Source organism: Arthrobacter sp. AG367, assembly GCF_007828995.1.
Lineage (GTDB): Bacteria > Actinomycetota > Actinomycetes > Actinomycetales > Micrococcaceae > Arthrobacter.
Genome location: NZ_VIVE01000002.1, coordinates 41,386 through 64,479 on the forward strand (window position 1 = coordinate 41,386; position 23,094 = coordinate 64,479).

The following is a 23,094-nucleotide window of genomic DNA, read 5'->3' on the forward strand; positions in this document are numbered from 1 at the left end:
ACGCAGATACGCCCCGCTTCTGGTGAAGCGGGGCGTATCTGTTGCCGTAATTAAGTCCTGGGGGTCAGGCGCAGTGTGCGGATCTCCCACGGATCCAGCTCGAACTTGTACTCACCATCAGCCGGTTCCGCTGCCAACGTCCGGCCTGTCAGGTCAACGGTGGACACGCCGCTGAAGGGGCCGGTGACGACGCCACCGGTGGGCTGTTCGGCCAGCAGGACAACACGGATTTCGACGTCGTTGCCCACCTGGCGCATGCTGCTCAGCCGGATGCCGTCACCCCTGAGCCGCAGTCCTTCCGTGGGGTCCGGAACCGAGGGGCCCGGGGTGCCCCGGCCGCGTACGGCCAGACCGGGTGCGTTGAAGTGGTCCGCGAGCTGGACCGCGTCCGCGTTGCGGTAACCCTGGGCTGAGGCCATCACCGCGAATTCGACGTCCACCTGCGTACCTGCTTCTTCGGCGCCCGGGATGGGGATCTCTGAGGCGGCCGGTTCGTCACGCAGCGGGTGCACGTTGACGCTGATCGATCCCACGGCACGCAGCAGCGTCAGGGCCAGTTCCTTTCCCTCCACCACCTCATACTCTGTGGCGTCGTGCAGGAGCACGGTGGCTGGTCCCGCGGACACGAAGGTGTAGGCGGGGAACGTCGGAAGCGGAAATTCGCCGCCGCCGCCCTCTGCGGTAAGCGGACGGGCGGTGATGGCGAACTGGCCTTCCGACGCGGAGGATTCCACGGGGGACGGCAGCGGGATGTGCATCCGCAGCCGGTGGTCTGCAGCCTCGTTCGTGAACTGGACGCGAAGTCTCAGGAACGGTTCCCCGCGGCGCAGTTCCACGAACGTGTGGACTGGAACGTCGACGGTGTCGTTGTCCCGGCTCCCCATGCTGCGGTCAAGGGAACGCGGCCAGGAGTAATGCCTGGTGACCTTGACGACTGCGCGCACGGGGCCGCGTTCGACAACCTCCAGGGCCACCCGGGAAGGCTCACTGACGATGCTGTCCATGGCCGGAGGGCCGTAGTTGTAGCTGTCCCCGCAGTCTCCGCCGTCAACCAGCCGTCCGATACCGTGCAGGACGGTGTCGTCCGCGCCGGTGAGGGTGATGTCCCCGTCCGGGCCGATGCGCGCCGAGACGAGTCCGTTGTCCAGGATGCCGTCGTCGCAGGATATGTGCTCCGGCTCGGGGCGCTCTGCCTGGAAGACCTTGAACGGGGTAATCCCCATGGCCGCGACGGGGACGTCCACTAGCACCCGGCGCCTTGGTTCGGCGACGATCCGGACTTTCCAGTCGCCCGGGTGGGCCTCGACGGCGGCTGCCAGTTCGGCTTTGAACGCGACGATGTCGAACACCGGGGCTGTGGGCACCTGGGCCACATCGAACTCGAGGGAATACGGTGCCACCCGGTACTGCTCGATGAGCTGGCCGAACAATTCGCGACCGTGGATGCGGTTCATCATGCGTTCCACCAGGACCGAGGCGTCCATGGTTTCATCACCGAGCATGGTGGGGGCGTGCCCGGTTTCCTGCACCGGCAGCAGGGTGCCATCGCCGGTCATGGCGGCCACCGGCATTCCTGCGTCCGGGGCGGGTACGTCGAGTTCGACCACCACGTTGCGGTCCGCGGCCAAGGTGTTCAAGGCCACGAACGCGTCGCTGGGGATGCTGCCGGCCACCGTGAGGGCCACTTCGTCGCGGGCTGCGCGGGCAATCTGGGCTGCCTCGTGCAGCCGGGCCTCTACCTGGCTAACGGTCTCATCCGTGCCGGAGCCCACCACGGAGTCGTGCGCGGTGGATTCGATGATGCGGCGCCAGGACATGCTGATGAAGGGCTCGAAGTCGACGCCCAGGTGGGATGCTGCCAGCCGTTCGGCGTCCAGGACCATGCGCTCGGCCGTGGCCATCGCGATCTTGAGGTTGCGGCGGATGGAGAAGACACCCGGAAGGATGTTGCCCCGGGCATGGGAGCGGAGTTCCCCGCGCACTGCCTCCAGGCGTTCATCGTCCGGGTCGTACGCCGACACGTAGTCCTCCAGCGTGCCGACGCGGATGGGGAAGGCGGATGAATTGTAGGTGTCCACGTGCCGCATCAGTGCCGTGTCGGGCGGCATGTGGTCGGTGCCGACCATGCCCAGGATGGGGTCGCCGCGGTACCTTTCGGCGGTTTGTTGCCGGTATTCCCCCAATGCGTGCGGGATGTGTTCGGGAATGGCCAGGAGGTCCAGGGCGCTGCCGTATCCGTCGAAGAGGTATTCCACCCGGACGGATGATCCGTCTGGAGCTTCCCACTTGAACGAATGCCCGGAAGCTTTTGATGGCACTCCACGCCAGAGGCAGGCGTGGGCGATGCCGGCCCGGCTAAGGATCTGCGGCATTTGGGCCACGTGGCCGAACATGTCCGGCAGGTAGCCCACGTTCATGTACCCGCCCAGCCGCCGGGCACCCGCCATGCCCATTTGGAGGTTGCGGATGATGGTCTCGCCCGAGCAGAGGAATTCGTCAAGCAGGATCTGCCAGGGGCCCAGCGCCAGTTGGCCGCTGGCCACCACGGCGCGGACCCGCTCTTCGTTTTCCGGCCGGATTTCCAGATAGTCCTCGATGGCAGCCGTCTGGCCGTCAAGGGTGAACCTGAACCGCGGGTCTTCCTCCGCCATTTTCAGGACGGTGTCGAACATCTGGACAAGCTTGAAGCGGAACACCTGGAAGGGTTCGTACCACTCCCGGTCCCAGTGCGTGTGGGGCACCAGGACGATGCCGGTCTCCTCCGCCGGGGTCATGCCGAGGCCGCCTCTCCGCCGAGGGAGAACTGCAGGGACGCGGCCAGGGCTGTGGCGATCAGCTGGGCAACCCTGACGTCCGCCTCACCTTCGGCGATCCCGGTGGGAGGCTTCTCTTGACCGTCCACCATCCGGTGGAAGGCGACGAGTTCCTGCTCAAACGCTTCCGTGACGTCGGCGAAAACGGAGTCGGAGACCCCGCCGCCGGCTTTCTCGGTGATCTGCAGCCTGGTGGGGGCGTTGAGGAGGTAGGGGACGGTGAATTCCAATTTTCCGCTGCCCGTGGTGTGGTGGACGGTCACGGTTTCGCGGTACACGGGGTAATCTGCCAGGTAATGCCAGTTGAAGTGCACGCGGACACCTTCGGCTGCTGTCGCAGCTATTTCGATGGACCCCGGGTCGTCCTGTCCCGCCCAGTAATGGACGGCATCAACTGCCTGCAAGGGGCCTACCAGCGCACGCACTACCGCGATGTCATGAATCAGGCTGCCAAGGATGACGTTTGAGTAGAGCCGCCGCAGCAGGGCGGGGCTGTCTTTGCCCAGGGCTGCGTCCAGCTTGTGTTCATCGGCTTCCACCAGCCCGGACAGCACGTCGGCGGGGACGTCCCGGGCTCCCGGGTGGAGGTTGGCGAAGGCCAGCTGCGCGGAGCCGGCAGGGTGGAGCACTTCCACGTTGACGTACCGCGTGTCTTTCAGGCCCGGCAACCGTTCCTTCAGGGTCACGACGGCGGGGTCGTACTCCTTCATATAGCCGAGCAGGAGCATAGGCCTGCCCTGGCCCTGCTCGGCTTTGCGCAGGAGTTCGATCTCGCCGAGGGAGAACGCCAGTGGCTTCTCGCACAGCACGGCCACCCCCGCTTCGATGCACTGCAGCGCCGGTTGGCCGTGGGATCCGGAGGTCAACAGCACGACGGCGTCCAGGTCCTCACCTTCCAGCATGTCGGCCAGGTTTTGGTACTGCTGCGTGGCCGGGATGCCGTATTGGGCTCCCACCCGGGCAAGCAGGGCGGGGGAGAGGTCTGCCACCGCAACAAGGTCGAACAGATCCCATCGCCTTGTGATCAGGGGAAGGTGCACGGACTGGGCAACGGCGCCCAATCCCACAACTCCGATTCGAAGCAAAGTCATTAGGGGATCCACTTTCTGAGTACGTTCCGGTTGATGGCATGGTGTTTGTCGGCAAGATCGGGGTCGTCGTCAGGCTGGGGTATAGAGTCCTGCTCCAGCACCAGCCAGCCGTCATAGCCTGTCCGGACGAGGCCGTCCATGAACCCCTCCACGTCCAGGTCACCGTCGCCCAGAGGCACGAACGCCTTCCCGGCCCAGACATCACGCATGTCCCCTTTGTCCCTGACCACGGCGCGCAGAACGTCGGCCCGGGCATCCTTTATGTGGACGTGGTTGATCCGTTCACCCCACAGCCCGAGGCTTTCCACCGGGTCACCGCCGCCAAGAATGAGGTGGCCGGTGTCCAGCGTGAGGCCCACGTCCGTGAGGTCGAGGAACCGTTCGATTTCGTCGGGCGTCTCCACGTGGGTGCAGGCGTGGTGGTGGAACGTGGGTTCAAAGCCGCGGTCCCTGACAAGGCGTGCCGCGGCGGCGACGTTCCGGGCCAGCGTGGCCCAGCCGCCGTCGTCGAGGGCCACGTCCGGGCCTCCACCCGGGTTGGCCCGGCGACGGTCGGACCCACTGTCCGCCAGGGTTGGCAGCGGTGGGTGACCCTGTACGCCATCAGAGGCTTCTTCGAAGACGTCCAGGGCTGCCGTGAGGGAGGGTACGGCGGCTGCGAAGGCGTCGTCGTCGGTGAAGGGAAGGTCGATCCAGCCGCCGGCGAGGGACAGGCCGTGCTGCTTCAACCGGCTGCGGAGTTCACCGTCCCGTCCGAGGAATCCGACCGGTCCCAGATCGATCCCCGTATACCCGTGTTTATTCAGAACCGCGCAGACCTCGTCCGGCCCGGGCAAGCGGCCTCCTGCCGTCGCGCCCAGGTCAAAGACGCCAAAACTCACGGGTGCACCCGCAACTCCGATCAAGGGAAACTCCTCGCAAGGCAAAAGGGAAAGTCGTGGTGGCCCCAGTGAGCCGGCAGCTTGAGCGGCCAGGAGGGACCAAGTCTGGACAAAAGTAATCTAGCCCACACTGGACCACTAAATCAATTTAGTTGAGTAAGAGGTCTGGTGGCGGCCCGTTGATCACAAACAACGGCGTGAGTACCGTGGGCCGCCTATTCATCCTCGCCGTGGAGGCACCAATGGCCGACACTTCGAACAGCAGCACCGACTACGAATTCCTGACCGTCTGGCGGGTGGCGGGAACCCCGCGGAGGGTCACGGACATCCTGGGCGATGCCGGCACCCTTCCCCGCTGATGGCCGTCGGTGTATCTGACTGTTGAGAAGTTGGATCCCGGGCAACCCGGACGGCACCGGGAAGGCGTTCTTCCTCCAAACCGCTGCTGCGGCGGCTGGGCTGGCTGCTCAAGCCGGCATTTGCCGCGAACCACCGGTGGGCGATGGCGCGCGGACAGGAGGCGCTGGCGCTGGAACTGCGCCGACGCCGGCCGGGCGCCGACCCAGCCAGAATCCCGCCGCCGGCTGGCCCCACGTTCGCACGCCTGTCCCGCTGGCAGCAGAAAGCTACCCACACCTGACGTGACCGGCTGGTTTTGCTGGAAGGTTCGACGACGGCGCCGGGTGAGTGCCGCCGTCGAACCTTCCATTGGAGGTGCTTCCGGGACCCTGGAGGCCCTTAGCGCGCGACCGGGGCGGTAACGGGCGCGCAGCTGTTGCGCGGCAGGTAGTCCGCTTTGACTTCGATGCGGCGGGCACCCTCCGGGAGCTTCCCCTGCATCCGTCCGAGCACCAGCTCGATGGCGTGAACGGCGAGCATGTCGAGCGGCTGGCGGATGACGCTCAGCGGGGGAGAGGTAAGTTCAGTCCAGGGATTGTCGTCAAAGACAATGAGCGAAAGCTGATCGGGGATGTCAGTGCCCATCTGGACGAGCCTGCGGACTGAACTTTGCACCTGTGCCGTGTTGGCAACGATGAGTGCTGTTGGCGGCTGGCGCATCGCAAGCAGCGATCCTACGGCGTCCCCGCCCGCGTCCCCGCGAAAAGGTACGTCACGTATCAGCGTGGGGTCTACTGGCAGGGAGGCGTTCCGGTGTGCAGCCCTGTAGCCGTTCAACCTCGCACTCCCGGTTGAGGTGGTTAGCGGGCCCGTGATCAGCCCGATCCGGGTATGGCCCAGGCTGATGAGATGCTCGGTTGAGCGTTGTCCCGAGTCAAAGTTTTCGATGCTGACAACATCGACATCTTCGAGTTCTTCGATGGCACGGTCGATGAAGACGACATTGACGCCGAGGTCGCGCAGGCGCCTCCATTTTTCGATGTTGCCCCCGGTGGGAGTGGCAATGACGCCACTGACCGACCGGTCCAGCAACGTATCCAGGGAGTCCGCCTCCAGGTGCGGATCCTCCTGCGTGGTCATCAACACCACCTGCACGCCATGGCTGCGTGCCTCCCAGACGATCCTGTCCGCCAGGCGGGCGAAGAACGGGTTGGAGAGATCGGTGACCACCAGGCCGATGGTGAGTGCATGCCCGGCGCTGAGTTCACGCGCTGCCGCCCTGGGCCGGTAACCCAGTTCATCGATGACCCTCAAGACCTCTTGCCTCTTTGCGGGTGCGACCGGTCCCGACTCCGGGTTCAGTACCCGTGAGACCACAGAGACGGATACTCCCGCAGCAGACGCTACGTCGCGAATGGTAGGCGCTTTGCGCACCGCTCCTCCTTGAGACACAAGACCTTCGTGGTTATGACCTACGCGATTTCTTTCAGCCGTTTGCTGCATGACGCCGGGCTGGAAGGTGATCGTTGACACAGCTTATCAGCAGCTGGTACAAAAGTGGAACCGGTTCCACTCCGGACGGTTTTCCCATAAAAAGCGACAAAGAAGTTGTGCCATCCGGCGAGCCGGAGGTGCTTTTCTTTGGCCAAGCACCCCCTAGAGAGATTCCCGTGAACCTTCATAAACTCCTCAGCGAGCGTGAGCAGCAGTCCCGTCCCATCCGCGTTGGACTGATCGGCGCCGGCCGCTACGGGACCATGTACCTGGCGCAGGCCAACAACATCCCCGGCATCCACGTTGTTGCCATTGCCGACATCAACGTCAAGCGGGCGCAGGGGGCCTTCGAGCTGGTGGACTGGCCTGCCTCCCAGGTAGCTCCCGATATCGCTACGGCGCTGAAGGACCGCTCCACCGCCATCGTCGCCAACGCTGACGAACTGTTCGACGTGGACATCGACGTCATTGTCGAAGCCACCGGTAACCCGATCGTCGGCATCAAGCACGCCCTGAAGGCAATCGAAACCAAGAAGCACATCATCATGGTGACCGTCGAAGCTGATGCCCTTGCCGGCCCTGCGCTGGCCAAGCGGGCCGAGGAAGCAGGCGTGGTCTACTCCATGGCCTACGGGGACCAGCCGGCCCTCATCATGGAACTCGTCGACTGGGCCCGCACCAGCGGCTTTGATGTGGTTTGCGCCGGCAAGGGCGCAAAATACCTGGAGCACTACCACGAGATGAACCCGGACAACGTCTGGGAGAACTGGGAGTTCTCCAAGGAATTGACCGACTCCGGCCAGCTCAACCCCTACATGCACACCTCGTTCCGCGACGGCACCAAGGCCGCCATCGAAATGGCGGCGGTGGCCAACGGCGCGGGGCTGGCCCCCTCCGATTCCGGCCTGAGCTTCACACCGGGCAACGTTGAAGAGATCGCCACCATCTGCCGCCCGGCCGCCGTCGGCGGTTCCCTCGCCCACGAAGGAAGCGTTGACGTCATGTCCAGCGTCAACCGCGACGGCAGCTGGATCAGCCACAACACCCAGGAGGGCGTCTTCGTCGTCGTCAAGGCAACCAACAATTACGTTTCCGGCTGCTTCAACGAATACCCCTGGCACCCGGACCCCACCGGCCAGTACGCCGCCCTGTACCGCCCCTACCACTACGTAGGCCTCGAACTGAACATGTCCATCGCCAACGCAGCCCTCCGCGGCATCCCCACCGGCGGGCCCGTCGGCTTCTATGGCGATGTGGTCGCTACCGCCAAGAAAGACCTCAAGGCCGGTGAATTCCTCGACGGCGAAGGCGGCTTCACGGTGTGGGGCAAGCTGGTTTCCGCCAAGCACTCGGTCTCCACCGGCGCCCTCCCCGTCGCCCTGGCCCACCACGTGGAGCTGCGTAACGATGTGCCCAAGGGAGCGATCGTTGGTTGGGACGATGTCATCATTGATGACTCCCTGTCCCAAGCGCTGGAACTCCGCCGCGAAACCGAAGCGCTGATTTCCGCCCCCGTCACCGTCTCCTGAACCAGTACCACCGCATCCTTCCAATGAAGAAAGGCATCGAATGAACTTCAAGACCCGCGCCATGACCGGGGTACTGGCAACCAGCCTGGCCGCCGCCCTGCTGTCCGGCTGTGCAGGCGGAACCCCCGCCGGCCAAAGCGCCCCGGTGGCCAAGATCCAGCTCTCCATCCCCGATCCGCTGACGTCCTCGGTCGGCGTCACCGCCCAGCACTTCGCCGACCAGGTCAAGAAGACCTCCAACGGTTCCGTCCAGGTCACCGTGGTACCCAACGGCACGAGCTTCAGCGGGGACCAGAACGCGGCCGTGACCCGGCTGCAGGGCGGATCACTCGACGGACTCATCCTGTCCACCTCCGTCTACGCCTCGGTGGTGCCGGAAATGAACGGCATCAGCATCCCCTACCTCTTCTCGGACACCAAGGAAGAGGCAAAGTTCCTGGCTGGAGAACCTGGAAAGGTCCTGAAAGACAAGCTGGCGGCAAAGGACACCGTGGCACTCGCCTTCCTGACCCGGACCGGCCGCGAGATCACCAACTCCGTGCGCCCGATTGAACAGCCTTCCGACCTGAAGGGGCTGAAGATCCGGGTGCCGGGCAACACCCTGTGGACCGACTTCTTCGGCAAGCTGGGCGCAAGCCCCACGACCATGGCCTTCTCCGAGGTCTTTACCGGCCTGCAGACCGGAACGATCGACGGCCAGGAAAACCCGATTGAGGTCCCTTGGACGAACAAGTTCTCCGAGGTGCAGAAATACGTCTCAATGACCAACCACATCAACGACGCCTGGGTGCTGGCACTGTCATCGAAGAAGTGGGATTCCCTCACGGATGACCAGAAGAAGGCACTCACCGCCGCTTCAGAGGAAACGGCAACCTTCAAAACCGGCTATGACGAGGAACAGTCCAAGAAGCAGCTGGATGAACTGGCAGCCAAGGGCATGAAGGCCAACGAGCTCAGCGCGTCCGGGCTCGCCGAGTTCAAGGCCACCTCCCAAAGCCTCTACCCGGAGTTCTCCAAGCTCATCGGCAAGGAATTCTTCGACCAGGCCATCGCCTTCGCCGGCAAGAAGTAGCAAGGACGGGTGGGAGCCCACAAGTCGGCTCCCACCCGTACCAACACCCCACTCCCCACACACATCCCGCTATCAATGTCGACAGTCTGGAAAACCATGAAACCCACCGTTGCTCCCCAGGACTACGAGGAAGTCCTTCCCCTCGAAGCGGAGGAAATCCTTCACCACGACCACGTGCCAGAGCGCTGGAGCGGCGCAGCTTGGCTCGACAAGACGCTCGAAGGGATTGTGGGAGCGGCGATTCTCGCGGAACTCGTGGTCATCCTCCTGAACATCACCGTCCGCCTCATTACCGGTGATTCCGTGCTTTGGACACAGGAAGTGTCCGAGATTGCCCTGCTGACCATTGCCTTCATCGGCGGCGCCATCGCCTACCCGAAAGGCGCACACATGTCCGTCCAGGCGCTCATCATGCGCCTGCCCGCAACCTGGAAGCCGTACCTCGCCGCGCTGGTCGACTGGCTCGTCTTTGTCATGAGCGCCGGCGCGCTTGCCCTGTTCGTGCCCACCCTGGTCCAGCAGGTCGAGGAAAAGACACCGATCCTTCAACTCCCCGTGTTTTGGGTCAACCTGCCCTTCTCGGTGGGCATGGTCCTCATCGCCTGGTTTGCCCTGGTCAAACTTCGGCGCCAGGCCTGGCGTCCCGCCGTCGTCGGTGCCGGAATCGCAGCCGCCCTCGTCGCCGTCGTCCTGATTTCCCCGCCGCTGTTCTACTACGCCTCACCGAACGTCCTGCTCGTGGTGGTCCTCGTGGCCCTGTTCGGCCTGCTGTTCCTGGGACTGCCCATTGCGTTTGTCCTGGCCCTCGCCTCCGGCATCTACCTGTACCTCGGCGGCATTTCCGACGTAAGCGCCATCCCCATCGGCATGGCGTCCGGAGCCAAGGGATTCGTCCTGCTGGCCATCCCGTTCTTCATCCTGGCCGGCACCGTCATGAACTCGGCCGGCCTTACCCTGCCGCTGGCCAAGCTCGTCGATGCGCTGATCGGGCATCTCCGCGGCGGCCTGCTGCAGGTGGTGGTGGTCACCATGTACATCTTCTCCGGTATCTCCGGCTCCAAGGTCGCCGATGTCGCAGCAGTGGGCACCACCATGCGCGGCATGCTCGAAGAGCGTAAGTACCCGCGCGGCGAAGTGGTCGCCGTGCTGTCGGCGTCAGCCATCATGGGCGAAACCATCCCGCCCAGCATCGTCCTGCTCATCCTGGGCTCCATCACCACCATCTCAACCACCACCCTCTTCCTTGCGGGCTTCGTGCCGGCAGCCTTCCTCGCCCTGGTGGTCATGGCACTGGTGTTCCTAAGGGCGCGTAAGCAGGGCGGCGTGCCAAGCGCCAAGGCCACGTGGCGGGCCCGGGGCACAGCCACCTTCTTCGCCCTGCCCACGCTCCTGCTGCCCGTGGGCATGGTGGTGGGGATCCTCAGCGGATTCGCCACCCCCACGGAGGTTTCCTCGGTCGCCGTCGCCTACGCCTTCGTGCTCGCGGCAGCCTACCGCCGCGGCAGCCGGCGCCTTCTCGGAGACACCCTGCGTGAAACAACCACGACGGCGGGCATGGTGCTGTTCATCATCGCCGCGGCGTCGCCCCTGGCCCAGACCCTCGCCCTGGCCGGCGTTTCGCAGCAGATCCACGACCTGATGTCCGGGCTGGGCGATTCCCCCATCCTGTTCATGCTCTTCACCGTGGTGCTGCTGATCATCATGGGCCAGCTCCTCGAAGGCCTGCCCGCAGTGCTCATCTTCGCGCCCCTGCTGCTGCCGATCGCCACCGACTTCGGTGTCAACCCCGTGCAGTACGCCATGGTCCTCATCATCTCCATGGGCATCGGCTCCTTCGCCCCGCCGGCAGGGGTTGGCTTCTACGTCGCCTGCGCCACCGCCCGCGAAACCGTGGAAAACAGCCTCAAACATTTCTGGCCCTACCTGGTAGCGGTGTTCGTCGGCCTCCTCGTCCTCGCCGCCGTGCCCTGGTTCAGCACCTTCCTTCCCGCCCTCGCCGGCCTGATCCCCTTCTAACCGATGACAGAAACCAAACCTCCCTCGCCGCTCGATCCCGGTGTCTCCGTCTCGCTGCTCGGCACCGGTCCCATGGGAGCCCCCATCGCCCGGAACATCATCAACGCCGGGGTACCCCTGACGCTGTGGAACCGCACGATCCCGAAAGCCGAAGCCATCGAAGAGGGGACAGTAGCCCCGCGGCCAGCGGATGCCGCGGCGGATGTTGTCCTCACCGTGCTGCCGGACCTGCCCCAGGTCGAAGCACTCCTGGAGGGCGAGGACGGCCTGCTCGCGGGGTGGGCGCGGGCAGGCGTGGTTGAACCTGTCCTGGTCATCCACGGCACCGTGTCCCCCACCGCGGTCGCCGCCTTCGCAGCCCACTGCAAGTCCCGTTACGGGGTGGTGGTCATCGATGCCCCGCTCAGTGGCGGGACCATCGGGGCGGAGGAGGGCCGGCTGAGCGTCATGGCGGGTGGGCCCCAGGGCGTAGTCCAGTGGCTGACGCCGCTTTTCAAGCTCTACAGCTCCACGGTCATGTGGTTCGGGGAGGCCGGCGCCGGGGCCATGATGAAAGCCTGCAACCAGATCGTGGTGGCCGCCACGGTCACCGCCCTGTCGGAATCCATGGCGCTGGCGAAGGCGTCCGGCCTGGACCTGGAAAAGGTCCAGGCCATCCTCAAGGGCGGCCTGGCCAACTCTGAAGTCCTCCAGCAAAAAGGCGAACGCTGGGTTTCAGGGGACTTCCACGGTGGCGGTTCGGCCAAAAACCAGCTCAAAGACCTGCGCTTTGTCACGGAGGCGGCCGCGGAGGCCGGACTCGCACTGCCGGTCGCCAACACCCTCACATCGGCATTCCAAACAATGGTCACCGAGGGCCTCGGGGACCTTGACCACACAGGCATTTATCTGAGCATCACCAGCAATCGAGTAAAGGAACCATCATGACCATCGTCGTCACTGCAGTCTTCACGCCCAACGACGGCGCCCGCGACCAGGTTGCCGCGGCCCTCAAGCCCGCCATCGCCGAGGTCCACGAGGAAACCGGATGCCTTCTGTACGCCATCCACGATGCGCCGAACGGCCAGATCGTCATGATTGAGAAATGGGAGAGCGCCGAGCTGCTCGACGCCCACGGAGTGGGGGACGCCGTGAAGCGGCTCAACGCCTCCCTCGAAGGACTCCTGGCCGAACCCGTCGAGGTCACCCGCCTGACGCCCATTCCCGCCGGCACCGCCCGGCAGGGCGCCCTGTAATGCCCCAGAGCATCGTGGTGATGGGGGTCTCCGGTGCAGGGAAATCCTCCGTGGGCCAGGCGCTCGCCACCCGGCTCGGCGCCAGCTTCGTTGATGGCGACACCCTGCACCCGGAAGCAAACGTCAGGAAAATGGCTTCGGGCGTTCCCCTCACGGATGAGGACCGATGGCCGTGGCTGCACCTGGTGGGTACCAAGCTGTCCGCCAGCACCGAAAAACCAACCATTGTTGCCTGCTCAGCACTGAAACGAAGCTACCGGGACGCCATCCGGACGGCCGCGCCTGCCACCACGTTCATCCTGCTGAAAGCCGACAGGCCGGCACTGCAGGACCGCCTCACCCAACGCCCCGGGCATTTCATGCCGGCCTCGCTGCTCACGTCCCAGCTGGAAACCCTGGAGGAGCTGCAGACCGACGAATCCGGCCTGATGGTCGAGTCAACAGGGGGCATCGACCCAACCGTCGAACGCATCCGACGGCTGCTGGAGCAATCAGCAGCGGACTGAGCCTCCCCTTGCTGGAAGGTACGACGACGGCGGCGGGTGAGTGCCGCCGTCGAACCTTCCAGCGGGGTGCTTTTCTCGGGGACCGTCAGCCTGCAGCTGACGGTGTGGGGGAGTCCTGCCGCTGGGTGACACGCTGGATGAACTCGACCGTCTCGCGCTCTGTCTCTGCGCGGGTGGTGGGTTCGTTGTGCACTTCATGCCGGACGCCGGGGAAGACGCGGGTGCGGACGTCCGCGTGGCCTGAATCGGCAAGGCGGTTTGCCACGTGGTAGGCGCCTTCGCCGTAGTTGGTCACGGGGTCCTGGTCGCCGGCGAGGATCAGCACGGGGAGGTCCGCGGGGAGCTGTTTGTACCAGTCGTCCGAGGTGACCTGATCGTAGAGGTCCACGAAGCCCTGCAGGAACCGCGCGCTCAGGGGTGCGCCGAAGTTGTTGAAGGGGTCCCTACCGTGGTCCGTGACGACGTCGGCGTCCAGCGCCACCCAGGCGGTGGGGCCGGCGTTTTCTCCCAGGCGGCCCAGGAAGCCGTCGAACAACTGGCCCACCAGTTCCTCGGGCGCGGGGTCCGCGGCGCGCTCGCCGGAGGCAAGCCGTGCCAGTTCCGGCCGGTTGATCCTTTTCTCGATGCCCCGCATTTGGGCGGCGATTCCGCAGAGGATCAGGCCCGAAAGCTGCGCACCTGGATCGACGGCCAGGCCGCGGGCGATCATGGAGCCCCAGCTGTGGCCGAACACCACGTACGGGAGCGGGGGGAGTGCCTCCCTGGCTATGGCCTGGAGGGTGACCTCGTCCGCCACCACCACGCTGGCGGCGTCCTCGCCGGCGTCGCCCCAGGTGCCCTGCTGCATCGCGGTGCGCCCGTGCCCGGAGTGGTCGCCTGCCACCACGATGAATCCCGCGTCCACCAGGGTGGAGATGAGGTGGAGGTAGCGGCGGGAGTGCTCGCCGAGCCCGTGGATGAGCTGCACGATGGCCTTGGGTTGGCCGATGGGCTCGTAGACCCAGGCCTGGATTTTGTCGCGGCCGTTGGCGGACGTGAATTCGATTTCCTGCAATGACATGTATTCCTCCTGTGGCGGCGCCGTCGCTGGCTCGTGGTGAGCCTAACCACAAGGCCGTCATGTGCGTCAATGCTTGCTGGTTCATTTAAGGGGCTTCCGCCTAGTCTGAAACCAGCCCCGTCCGCCGCTTTGAAGGAAGCCGATGCCGCACCCCAACCGTCCCCTGCGCAAGCTGGGGTTTCTGACCATTGGTTTGTTTGATCCGGCAAACCCGGCTGCGGGCCACGAGTCCACGTTGCAGATCATCGAGCTGGGGGAGCGGCTGGGGTTCGACAGTGCCTGGCTGCGCCACCGCCACCTGCAGTTCGGGATTTCTTCCCCTGTGGCGGTGATGGCTGCGGCGAGCCAGCGCACCTCGCGGATTGAACTGGGCACTGCGGTGACGCCGCTGGGCTGGGAAAACCCTCTGCGCCTGGCCGAGGACCTGGCCACCGTGGACCTGCTCGCCGGTGGACGGATCAACCCCGGCGTGAGCGTGGGGGAGCCGATGCAGTACGACACGGTGAAGCATGAGTTGTACCCGGACACGGCGGATGTGGAGGACTTCAGCTACGCCCGGGTGGAGCGATTTGCGCGCTTGGTTGCCGGGGAACCGGTGCGGGAGTTTTCCGGTAAGCAGGGTGTGGTGGAGGAGTTCTCCAACCGGGTGGAGCCGCATTCGCCCGGCCTGCGGGACCGGCTTTGGTACGGGGCCGGGAGTACGAAATCCGCGGTGTGGGCGGGGTCCAACGGCTTCAACCTGCTGTCCAGCAGCGTAATCTTTCCGGACAAGGACCAGGAACCGGACTTCGCTTTGGTCCAGCAGTCGCAGATCCGGGCGTTCCGGGAGGCTGCTGCAGCCGCGGGACGAGCTGGGGCTCGGGTGTCGCAGGGCCTGGTGGTGATCCCGACTGACTCGGCGACTCCTGCCCAGCGGGAGAAGTACCAGCGGTACGTGGACGAGCGCACTCCACGGACTGCTGCGCCGCAGGGGCCGAGGGGCATGATGTTCGCGGCTGATCTCATTGGAACCAGCGAGGAGATTGCCGAGCAGCTGTACGCGCACGCTGGTTTCCAGGAAGTGGATGAGGTGGCGTTCGCCCTGCCTTTCAGTTTTGAGCACGAGGACTACGTCCAGATCCTGACCGACATAGCGGGCAAGTTGGGGCCAGCCTTGGGGTGGGCCCCGGCCGGAGGCGAGCAGCCGGCATCTTAGTGCCGGTCCGGGGGTTGCATGGCGCAGTTCATTTCTGGGCTGATCATGGCAGCCATGACGTTCATCGGGGACCTGGTGTACGTGGGTATTGCCGTGGTGGGCGGGCTGCAGGTGGCGTCCGGGGCGATGCAGCTGGGCGATGTGCAGGCGTTCATCCACTACTCGCGGCAGGTCATTATGCCGCTGGCGCAGCTGGGGTGCTACCGACGACGAGGGCTCCAACGTGTCCGCGGGCGAGAAACAGCTGCTGACCATTGCGCGGGCGTTCCTGGCCCCGGCCTTCGGTGCTGATCCTGGATGAGGCGACGTCGTCTGTGGATACCAGGACCGAGGTGCTGGTGCAGAAGGCGATGTGCCCTGCGGTCCGACCGGACTTCCTTTGTTATCGCCCACCGCCTGTCAACAATTCGCGAGACCGACCTCATCCTGGTGATAGAGGCCGGGCAGAACGTGGAGCAGGGGACGCACGCTTCGCTGTTGGCTGCCTGCGGGGCACACGCGCGGCTGTATGAGGCTCAGTTTGAAGCGCCGGCGGCGGAGGTCTGATGGGCTGCGTTCCAAATGAAGCCAGACGCTGGCTCCTCCTAGGTCGGCAAAGGTTCCGGGGCTCCTGCTGGCTAAGAGATCATATGCCTCGTCCAGGGCCAACCTCTCCGAGCGTTATGCAAACGGGTTGGTTTCTTGTGAAGCATAATGAGTATGGGTTGGCAGCACTGCCTTTTGGCTTGCGTCGGTGTTCTGCTGGGCCGTTCGCCATTGTTTCATGCGTGAGGTGACGGCAGTTTTGAGTTTGATATGAGCGACAAAAACTATTTGGGGGAAAATTGGTACGCAGGAGATCACGCGCTTCGTTTCTGGATTTTATTAGCGCAAGGGGAATAGGTGAGTCACGCACCGAACGAATTCAGCGGTTGACAAATTCTTTCATTGCCATGGCGTTTCTAACGCTCACCCTATATGTCACCTCGAGATTGGATCTTGTCTCGGCCTTTACTGACCTAAGTGCAGTCAACGTTCCGGCAATTGTGGCCGTCACCGCCGGTGCCAGGACAATACTCTCGTTCTGCCCTTGGAGACTAGTTCGACCCGTCCTGAGTGTTCTCCTAGCCGTAGCGGTGTGCGTGACGGTGCTGTCGTTGACGACTGATGTCCCACGCGTCAACCCACAACCCCAGTTGCTCTGGATTTCTTCTTTGGCCGCTCTGGCGTCAGCGGCATTTGACTGCTGGGTATATCGACAAAAAGCGCGGCACTCCCAGGCTACTGCTGTACATCGAGGCCCTCAAGCTCAGGGATCCTAGCAGCCGACATTTTTAACCTTCTTCAATGGAGCAGGGCAGCGGCGGTGAAGTTTTGCCCGTTTGTGTTACCTCCGCCGAGGTATCCTGCCGACGTCATGCTTAGCGTTGACTGCACCTCTTATCGTGACTGTAAAGGCAATGAATTACACTAGACGGTGATCAATGATGGGGGACAATTATGGCTACTTCAAACGACAGCGCCGCTGATCCTTGGGAGATGGACGCTTTCGCGTCCAAGCTCATCGGGACGTTGGAACGCTTCCGGTCAAACCAAGAAGACCTTCTATACACTTCTGATTTCATCTTGCGCCAAGAGGCAGAGCTTAACGACCAGAAAGAGCGCGCGAAGGAAAAAATTCAGCGGGAGTTCCCACATGTAGAGCCAGAGCTGCTCGAAGACGCATGGGATGTGTTTTGCGTGGAACTCGAGGGGTCGGCCCCGGGGGGCCTAAGCGACGATAAACCAAATAGCGCATCTCGACCTGAAAGGGACAGCGAGGCGCACAAGAAAGCATTGCGGGATGTTTTCGATCGCTTACCTGATGATTGTTGGAGGGAGTACACCTCTGCCCTATCCGCAGCTATTCTTCAAGGTGGAGCAGCGCATTCAAGTAGGCTTTGGTCATCTCTGCTCACGAGTGTAATTGCTGATTTCGAAGTGCTGGTGGGCAACCTCCTTCGAGAGGCTATATGCGCACATCCTCGGATCATCGATGATGCTGAGACAAAATATACTTGGGCTCAGATTGTTGAGTTCGGGGATCTTGATGCGTTCCGCTCCAACCAAATCAACAAAACTATCGACAAGCTGCTTTACGGGAGTTATGACGACTGGCTGGACTTTCTTGGCAGCAGGATTCATGTGGTCATACCCAGCTTGGCCAAAAATGACTCAACTAGGGAGATTTTCCAACGTCGGCACATGATCGTGCACAATGGCGGCATTGCTTCGGCCCAGTACGTGTCCGCAAGTAAATCAGCGGCTGGTAAAAACGTGCTGGGAACGGAACTGCGCGTAGATCCCGAGTACCTCCTTCATGCCTCAGACCGCGTCCTTTCGATTGGCACGTACCTTGTGCTTGAGGTCGGGCGCAAGTTCGTCAAGGACATGGAATCATTGAAGCATTTGGAATCTTATGTCGGAGGTGTGATTTCTTACCATCTCCTCCAGCATGATCGACATGCCGCAATAATAGAAATCAGTGAATTAATCGATGCGAGCACATTCAAGAACTCGGGCGCTGGCTATCGATTCAAAGTCAATGGCTGGTTGGCTAACAAACGCCTTGGGCGGTTTGATTCATGCAAAAAGCATATTGTTGAGTGGGACACCTCTGCACTAGAGCCACTTTTCAAGCTGGCAAAGCACGCGCTCTTGGATGAACTTGAGGCGGCGCTGCAGATCGCTGTCAAGCTTCGCGCTTCCGAAGAGTTGCCCCTACGGCACTGGTTGACCTGGCCACTGTTGGCCGAACTCCGAGAGTATGAAGAGCAATCCATGACGAAAGCTCAGCAGGTGAATCAAGATGGGGCTGGCGCTACTAGTGAAGCCGCATAGGGGCGCGAGCAGTTGATGGCGTCTCCTAGTTGTGCTAATTTCCTTGGACAGTCGATAGGAGAAATCATGTCTGATCCGAACCTGTAGATTCATACTTCGAGGGAGGCGCGCCTAGGCGCGCCTCCCTTTTTTGTTGTCCTAAATGCTTCCTGGTTATGGGACAAAACATGTGTAAATCTCGGGTGTAGCGTGTTTGTCCTGCCCATCCTTAGCGGCGCCAGAGGCCTTCGTCTGGCGTGAGCCCGGTGCGGCAAAGCTCGGACCCTGGCTCCTGGTCGGGGGGTGGTCAAGGCTTCGATCTTGGCCGGGCGGTAGTGCTTGGCTTTGATGAGTTTAGCCGGTGGCATGGGTTGTTCGCTGTGGAGGTAGAGGTACCAGTCGATCGCGCGTTTGCGGTGCTCATCACTCATGCCCCGGTGCGCCCGCAGCAGCAATCGGGGTTGGGCGTTGGTGCCACCTTCTATGCGGTTGGTCGTCGAGCGAGCTCAGCGTGCAGGTATGTGAACAATGTCCCCGGCCTTGCTAAGTCATTCCAGCAGCCGGTAGGCCTTACGAAGCCTGTCGTGGGTGTATTATCACGCCAGATTCGCCCGCACCCATCCCGCCACAACGGCGCTGCTGCTGTGGTGAGTGCGGGCATTGTTCACGTGCTCATAACTCTGATGCCAGTCATTCAACGTGCCCGGCTACGCGGCGGCTTCGGCCACAGTCGTAATCCTCGTCAGAGCGCCCGCGCGCAGAAACGCCTTGCCCGCCGCGTTCCTGGGCGCCGGTTCGCATCAGGACGTTTACCCGAGCAGCTCGCCCGGCAGTGACGGCGCCGGGTACCGCTGTGTACCGCTGTGTACCGGCAGCTGCTTTCCGCTCCGAACCAGCCCACCGCCACAATCAAACAGTCCAGAGGTAGCAAGCACCCAAGCTTCCAAGGCTTAGCTACCGCGGAATTACCGCGCACGGGCTGGGAAGCAAGCCCCTCCCATACACACGCTTTGTGGTATAACCCTGCTTCGATTACTAATCCTGCAAGACTCCGCGTGCCGACTCTTTACAGTTAGTGATTGAACGAATTCCCACAAAGAGAATATTGGCGGTGTCCCCGGAGGGTTTACTTCTCAAAGGGAGCGCTGAGTTGCCTAAATCCTCAGTCAGCGCCGACGTTGCAACAGTGTGCTGTGCTAACAACACGAACACATCGCACCAGAAACCATGAAGGATCATAGTTTTTGGGTAGTCATCCACGTTAGTCATATGGTCGCCTGAAGAACCCCACCCCCGTCGTAGCACACGGACATACAGCGCAACGTTGCAGCCGCCACACGTAACCTGTTTAGATGCCTCGTTTCGCACTGGACATCGAGTCCGTCCCCCGCCCCGCCCGTTCACAGGAGCTCCTGGACGCCGTGAACCACCGGGTGGTCATTGCCGACGGCGCCATGGGCACCATGCTCCAGGGCCGCGACCTGCAGCTCGACACGGACTTCCAGAACCTCGAGGGTTGCAACGAGATCCTCAACGACACCCGCCCGGACGTCATCGCGGACATCCACGACGCCTACTTCGCTACCGGCATCGACGCCGTGGAAACCAACACCTTCGGCGCCAACTGGTCCAACCTGTCCGACTACGGCATCGATGATCGCATCGAAGAGCTCGCCCGCAAGGGTGCGGAGATCGCCCGCGAACGCGCCGAAGCCGCGGAAGAATCCGACGGCCGCATGCGCTGGGTCCTCGGCTCCATGGGCCCGGGCACCAAGCTCCCCAGCCTCGGCCACACCAGCTACGACTACCTCAAGCAGACCTTCGCCCTGCAGGCCGAGGGCCTGATCGACGGCGGCGCGGACGCCTTCCTCATCGAAACCAGCCAGGACCTCCTGCAGACCAAGGCCGCCGTCAACGGTTGCAAGCAGGCCATCGTCTCCCGCGGCGTCCGGCTCCCCATCTTCGTGGAGGTGACGGTGGAAACCACCGGAACCATGCTCATGGGCTCCGAAATCGGCGCCGCGCTCACTGCCCTCGAACCGCTCGGCGTGGACGCCATCGGCCTGAACTGCGCCACCGGCCCGGACGAGATGAGCGAGCACCTGCGCCACCTCTCCAAGCAGTCCTCCGTCGCCATCGCCTGCATGCCCAACGCCGGCCTGCCTGTCCTCGGCGCCAACGGCGCCCACTACCCGCTCTCACCCTCCGAACTCGCCACCGCGCACGAGCAGTTCGTGCGCGAATTCGGCCTGGGCCTGGTGGGCGGCTGCTGCGGTACGACGCCGGAGCACATGGCCGCCGTCGTCGAACGTCTTGCCCCCTTCCGCACCAAAGCCGTGGAGACCAAGGAAGACAACGCGCCGGCGAGAATCCCCGAAGAACGCGAGGCCGGCGTCGCCTCCCTCTACCAGCACGTGAACTTCGACCAGGAGTCCGCGTACCTGGCCATCGGCGAACGTACCAACGCGAACGGCTCCAAGGCCTTCCGCCAGGCCATGCTCGAGGAACGCTGGGACGACTGCGTGGATATCGCCCGCGAACAGATCCGCGTCGGCGCCCACCTGCTGGACGTCTGCGTCGACTACGTGGGCCGCGACGGCGTCGCGGACATCAAAGAGGTCGTCAGCCGCTTCGCCTCCGCCTCCACCCTCCCGCTGGTCATCGACTCCACGGAGCCGCCCGTCCTGCAGGCCGGCCTGGAACTCATCGGCGGCCGCCCCGTGGTCAACTCCGTCAACTACGAGGACGGCGACGGCCCCAACAGCCGCTTCGCCCGCATCATGCCCCTGGTCAAGGAACACGGCACCGCCGTCATCGCCCTGACCATCAACGAAGAGGGCCAGGCCCGCACCACCGAAGGCAAGGTGGCCATCGCCTCCCGCCTGGTGGACGCCCTGGTGGGCGAATGGGGCATGCGCGTCGAGGACATCATCGTCGACTGCCTCACCTTCCCCGTGGCCACCGGCCAGGAGGAAACCCGCCGGGACGGCATCGAAACCATCGAGGCCATCCGCCAGATCACCGCCAAGTACCCCGGCATCAACACCACGCTCGGCGTCTCCAACGTCTCCTTCGGCCTGAACCCCGCAGCGCGCATCGTCCTGAACTCCGTGTTCCTGCACGAGGCCGTCCAGGCCGGCCTGACCAGCGGCATCATCGACGCCGCCAAGATCGTCCCGCTCGCCTCCCTCCCGGAAGAGCAGCGCAAGGTGGCCCTGGACCTGGTCTGGGACCGCCGCGAATACGACGCCGACGGCAACGTCACGTACGACCCCCTGGCCAGCATGCTGGACCTCTTCGCCGGCGTCGACACCGCAGCGCTCAAGGACCAGCGCGCCGCCGAACTCGCGGCGCTGCCCACCGGCGCGCGCCTGGAGCGGCGCATCATCGACGGAGAAGGCAAGGGCCTCGAAGAGGACCTGGACCTGGCCCGCAGCGAGGGCATGACCCCGCTGGGCATCATCAACGACCACCTGCTCGAGGGCATGAAGGTGGTGGGCGAGCGCTTCGGCGCCGGCGAGATGCAGTTGCCGTTCGTGCTGCAGTCCGCCGAGGTGATGAAGAATGCCGTCGCCCTGCTGGAGCCGCACATGGAGAAGTCGGATTCGTCCGGCAAGGGCACCATGGTGATCGCCACCGTCCGCGGCGACGTGCACGACATCGGCAAGAACCTGGTGGACATCATCCTCACCAACAACGGCTACAAGGTCATCAACATCGGCATCAAGCAGGGCATCGCCGAGATCATCGCCGCAGCCGAGCAGCACAACGCCGACGTGATCGGCATGTCCGGCCTGCTGGTGAAGTCCACCGTGGTAATGAAGGAAAACCTCGCGGAGCTGCAGTCCCGCGGCCTGGCCAAGAAATGGCCGGTCATCCTGGGCGGCGCAGCCCTCACCCGTGCCTACGTGGAGCAGGACCTGGCGGAGCAGTTCGACGGCGTGGTCCGCTACGCCAAGGACGCCTTCGAGGGCCTCTCCCTCATGGAGCCGCTGGTCCGCGTGGCCCGTGGCGAGTCGCCGGACGACGTCGGCCTGCCGCCGTTGAAGAAGCGCATCCACAAGGGCGGCGCGAAATTCACGGTGACCGAGCCCGAGGCCATGCCCGGCCGGTCCGACGTCGCCACCGACAACCCCGTTCCCGTGCCGCCGTTCTGGGGCACCCGCATTGTCCGCGGCGTCTCGCTCCACGAGTACGCCGCGTTCCTCGACGAGCGCGCCACCTTCATGGGGCAGTGGGGCCTCAAGCCCGGCCGCGGCGAGGACGGTGCCTCCTACGAGGAACTGGTGGAACGCGAGGGCCGGCCGCGCCTGCGCTACTGGCTGGACCGCATCCTGGGCGAGGGCATGCTGGACGCGTCCGTCGCCTACGGCTACTTCCCCGTGGTCTCCGAAGGGGAGCAGGTAGTGGTGCTTCACCACGGCGAGGATCCCGACGGCGTCCTGGGCCAGGCCGGTCTGCTCGCCCCGGACGGCGGTTCAGGCGGCCCGATCGGCACCGACCGCCTGCGGTTCGACTTCCCGCGTCAGCGCCGCGACCGGCACCTGTGCCTGGCCGACTTCGTGAAGTCCCGCGAGTCCGGGCAGATCGACGTGCTGCCCGTGCAGCTGGTCACCGCCGGCTCCAAGATCGAAGAGTTCACGTCCAAGATGTTCGCGGCCAACCAGTACCGCGACTATTACGAGCTCAACGGCCTGGTCATGCAGCTCACCGAGGCGCTGGCCGAGTTCTGGCATGCCCGGATCCGGAAGGAGCTGGGCTTCGCGTCCGAGGAGCCCAAGGACACGGCAGGGTACTTCAGGCTGGACTACCGCGGTGCCCGGTTCTCGCTGGGCTACCCCGCCTGCCCTGACATGGAGGACCGCCGCAAGGTCACCGAGCTGCTGAAGCCCGAGCGCATGGGCGTGGTCCTGAGCGATGAGCTGATGCTGCACCCCGAACAGTCCACCGACGCGTTCGTGTTCCACCACCCGGAGGCGAAGTACTTCAAGGTGTGAGGTGAAGCCGGTCGTTGGCCGGGCATGG

The 23,094-nt window shown here is 63.8% G+C and carries 15 protein-coding genes and 1 pseudogene; 11 read left to right on the forward strand and 5 right to left on the reverse strand.

The window, feature by feature from the left end; translation table 11 throughout:
• Window positions 1-50: 50 nt before the first annotated feature.
• From FB478_RS07295 to FB478_RS07305, 3 genes are read right to left on the reverse strand one after another with little or no spacing between them, the layout of a single operon-like run.
• Window positions 51-2,774 (reverse strand): glycoside hydrolase family 38 C-terminal domain-containing protein, encoded by a 2,724-nt coding sequence (locus FB478_RS07295; RefSeq protein ID WP_144600080.1) that lies wholly within the window; start codon window positions 2,772-2,774, stop codon window positions 51-53.
• Complete coding sequence (locus tag FB478_RS07300; protein WP_144600081.1) at window positions 2,771-3,904, reverse strand: Gfo/Idh/MocA family protein; 1,134 nt, start codon at window positions 3,902-3,904, stop codon at window positions 2,771-2,773. Before FB478_RS07300 ends, FB478_RS07295 begins: the two co-directional genes overlap by 4 nt.
• Complete coding sequence (locus tag FB478_RS07305; RefSeq protein ID WP_186447758.1) at window positions 3,904-4,809, reverse strand: TIM barrel protein; 906 nt, start codon at window positions 4,807-4,809, stop codon at window positions 3,904-3,906. The genes FB478_RS07300 and FB478_RS07305 overlap by 1 nt, the downstream gene beginning before the upstream one ends.
• Window positions 4,810-4,982: 173 nt before the next feature.
• Between FB478_RS07305 and FB478_RS21330 the strand changes: the two genes are divergently transcribed.
• Entirely contained in the window at window positions 4,983-5,144 is a 162-nt protein-coding gene (locus FB478_RS21330) for a hypothetical protein (protein WP_261377362.1), read from the forward strand.
• A gap of 379 nt (window positions 5,145-5,523) precedes the next feature.
• Here FB478_RS21330 and FB478_RS07315 read toward each other — a convergent pair whose 3' ends face one another.
• Window positions 5,524-6,627 (reverse strand): LacI family DNA-binding transcriptional regulator, encoded by a 1,104-nt coding sequence (locus FB478_RS07315; RefSeq protein ID WP_261377378.1) that lies wholly within the window; start codon window positions 6,625-6,627, stop codon window positions 5,524-5,526.
• Between the two features lie 167 nt (window positions 6,628-6,794).
• Between FB478_RS07315 and FB478_RS07320 the strand changes: the two genes are divergently transcribed.
• The 6 genes from FB478_RS07320 (at window position 6,795) to FB478_RS07345 (ending at window position 12,976) form a co-directional block, all read left to right on the forward strand.
• Complete coding sequence (locus FB478_RS07320; protein WP_018769920.1) at window positions 6,795-8,147, forward strand: NAD(P)H-dependent oxidoreductase; 1,353 nt, start codon at window positions 6,795-6,797, stop codon at window positions 8,145-8,147.
• A 40-nt stretch (window positions 8,148-8,187) separates the two neighbouring features.
• Window positions 8,188-9,219 (forward strand): DctP family TRAP transporter solute-binding subunit, encoded by a 1,032-nt coding sequence (locus tag FB478_RS07325; protein ID WP_144600083.1) that lies wholly within the window; start codon window positions 8,188-8,190, stop codon window positions 9,217-9,219.
• 96 nt (window positions 9,220-9,315) lie between these two features.
• Complete coding sequence (locus FB478_RS07330) at window positions 9,316-11,235, forward strand: TRAP transporter large permease subunit (RefSeq protein ID WP_144600084.1); 1,920 nt, start codon at window positions 9,316-9,318, stop codon at window positions 11,233-11,235.
• Between the two features lie 3 nt (window positions 11,236-11,238).
• Window positions 11,239-12,162 (forward strand): NAD(P)-dependent oxidoreductase, encoded by a 924-nt coding sequence (locus tag FB478_RS07335; protein WP_144600085.1) that lies wholly within the window; start codon window positions 11,239-11,241, stop codon window positions 12,160-12,162.
• Entirely contained in the window at window positions 12,159-12,470 is a 312-nt protein-coding gene (locus tag FB478_RS07340) for a putative quinol monooxygenase (protein WP_144600086.1), read from the forward strand. The genes FB478_RS07335 and FB478_RS07340 overlap by 4 nt, the downstream gene beginning before the upstream one ends.
• A complete protein-coding gene (locus FB478_RS07345; RefSeq protein ID WP_144600087.1) occupies window positions 12,470-12,976 on the forward strand; it encodes a gluconokinase in 507 nt (168 codons plus the stop codon). Before FB478_RS07340 ends, FB478_RS07345 begins: the two co-directional genes overlap by 1 nt.
• 85 nt (window positions 12,977-13,061) lie before the next feature.
• Here the strand turns inward: FB478_RS07345 and FB478_RS07350 are convergent, their stop codons facing one another.
• Window positions 13,062-14,036 carry an alpha/beta fold hydrolase gene (locus FB478_RS07350; protein ID WP_144600088.1) on the reverse strand — a complete coding sequence of 325 codons (975 nt, stop codon included), beginning with the start codon at window positions 14,034-14,036 and terminating at the stop codon, window positions 13,062-13,064.
• A gap of 142 nt (window positions 14,037-14,178) precedes the next feature.
• On the opposite strand from FB478_RS07350, the gene FB478_RS07355 reads away from it, so the two are divergent.
• The 4 genes and pseudogenes from FB478_RS07355 to metH all read left to right on the forward strand — a co-directional run bounded on the left by FB478_RS07355 (window position 14,179) and on the right by metH (window position 23,066).
• A complete protein-coding gene (locus FB478_RS07355; RefSeq protein WP_144600089.1) occupies window positions 14,179-15,231 on the forward strand; it encodes an LLM class flavin-dependent oxidoreductase in 1,053 nt (350 codons plus the stop codon).
• Window positions 15,232-15,252: 21 nt separating this feature from the next.
• Window positions 15,253-15,777 (forward strand): annotated as a pseudogene (locus FB478_RS07360) (ATP-binding cassette domain-containing protein); the annotation flags it as partial.
• A gap of 933 nt (window positions 15,778-16,710) precedes the next feature.
• On the forward strand, window positions 16,711-18,090 hold the full coding sequence (locus FB478_RS07365) for a hypothetical protein (RefSeq protein ID WP_144600090.1): 1,380 nt from the start codon (window positions 16,711-16,713) through the stop codon (window positions 18,088-18,090).
• Window positions 18,091-19,421: 1,331 nt separating this feature from the next.
• Window positions 19,422-23,066 carry a methionine synthase gene (metH, locus tag FB478_RS07370; protein WP_144600091.1) on the forward strand — a complete coding sequence of 1,215 codons (3,645 nt, stop codon included), beginning with the start codon at window positions 19,422-19,424 and terminating at the stop codon, window positions 23,064-23,066.
• The last annotated feature ends 28 nt before the right edge of the window (window positions 23,067-23,094 follow it).

What these genes read in the sequence shown, in the direction of transcription:
- FB478_RS07365 (WP_144600090.1), top strand. Translation starts at nt 16,711, where the DNA reads ATGGCTACTTCAAACGACAGCGCCGCTGATCCTTGGGAGATGGACGCT.
- metH (WP_144600091.1), top strand. Translation starts at nt 19,422, where the DNA reads ATGCCTCGTTTCGCACTGGACATCGAGTCCGTCCCCCGCCCCGCCCGT.
- FB478_RS07330 (WP_144600084.1), top strand. Translation starts at nt 9,316, where the DNA reads ATGAAACCCACCGTTGCTCCCCAGGACTACGAGGAAGTCCTTCCCCTC.
- FB478_RS07300 (WP_144600081.1), bottom strand. Translation starts at nt 3,904, where the DNA reads ATGACTTTGCTTCGAATCGGAGTTGTGGGATTGGGCGCCGTTGCCCAG.
- FB478_RS07345 (WP_144600087.1), top strand. Translation starts at nt 12,470, where the DNA reads ATGCCCCAGAGCATCGTGGTGATGGGGGTCTCCGGTGCAGGGAAATCC.
- FB478_RS07340 (WP_144600086.1), top strand. Translation starts at nt 12,159, where the DNA reads ATGACCATCGTCGTCACTGCAGTCTTCACGCCCAACGACGGCGCCCGC.
- FB478_RS07355 (WP_144600089.1), top strand. Translation starts at nt 14,179, where the DNA reads ATGCCGCACCCCAACCGTCCCCTGCGCAAGCTGGGGTTTCTGACCATT.
- FB478_RS07350 (WP_144600088.1), bottom strand. Translation starts at nt 14,036, where the DNA reads ATGTCATTGCAGGAAATCGAATTCACGTCCGCCAACGGCCGCGACAAA.
- FB478_RS07325 (WP_144600083.1), top strand. Translation starts at nt 8,188, where the DNA reads ATGAACTTCAAGACCCGCGCCATGACCGGGGTACTGGCAACCAGCCTG.
- FB478_RS07295 (WP_144600080.1), bottom strand. Translation starts at nt 2,774, where the DNA reads ATGACCCCGGCGGAGGAGACCGGCATCGTCCTGGTGCCCCACACGCAC.
- FB478_RS07315 (WP_261377378.1), bottom strand. Translation starts at nt 6,627, where the DNA reads ATGCAGCAAACGGCTGAAAGAAATCGCGTAGGTCATAACCACGAAGGT.
- FB478_RS07335 (WP_144600085.1), top strand. Translation starts at nt 11,239, where the DNA reads ATGACAGAAACCAAACCTCCCTCGCCGCTCGATCCCGGTGTCTCCGTC.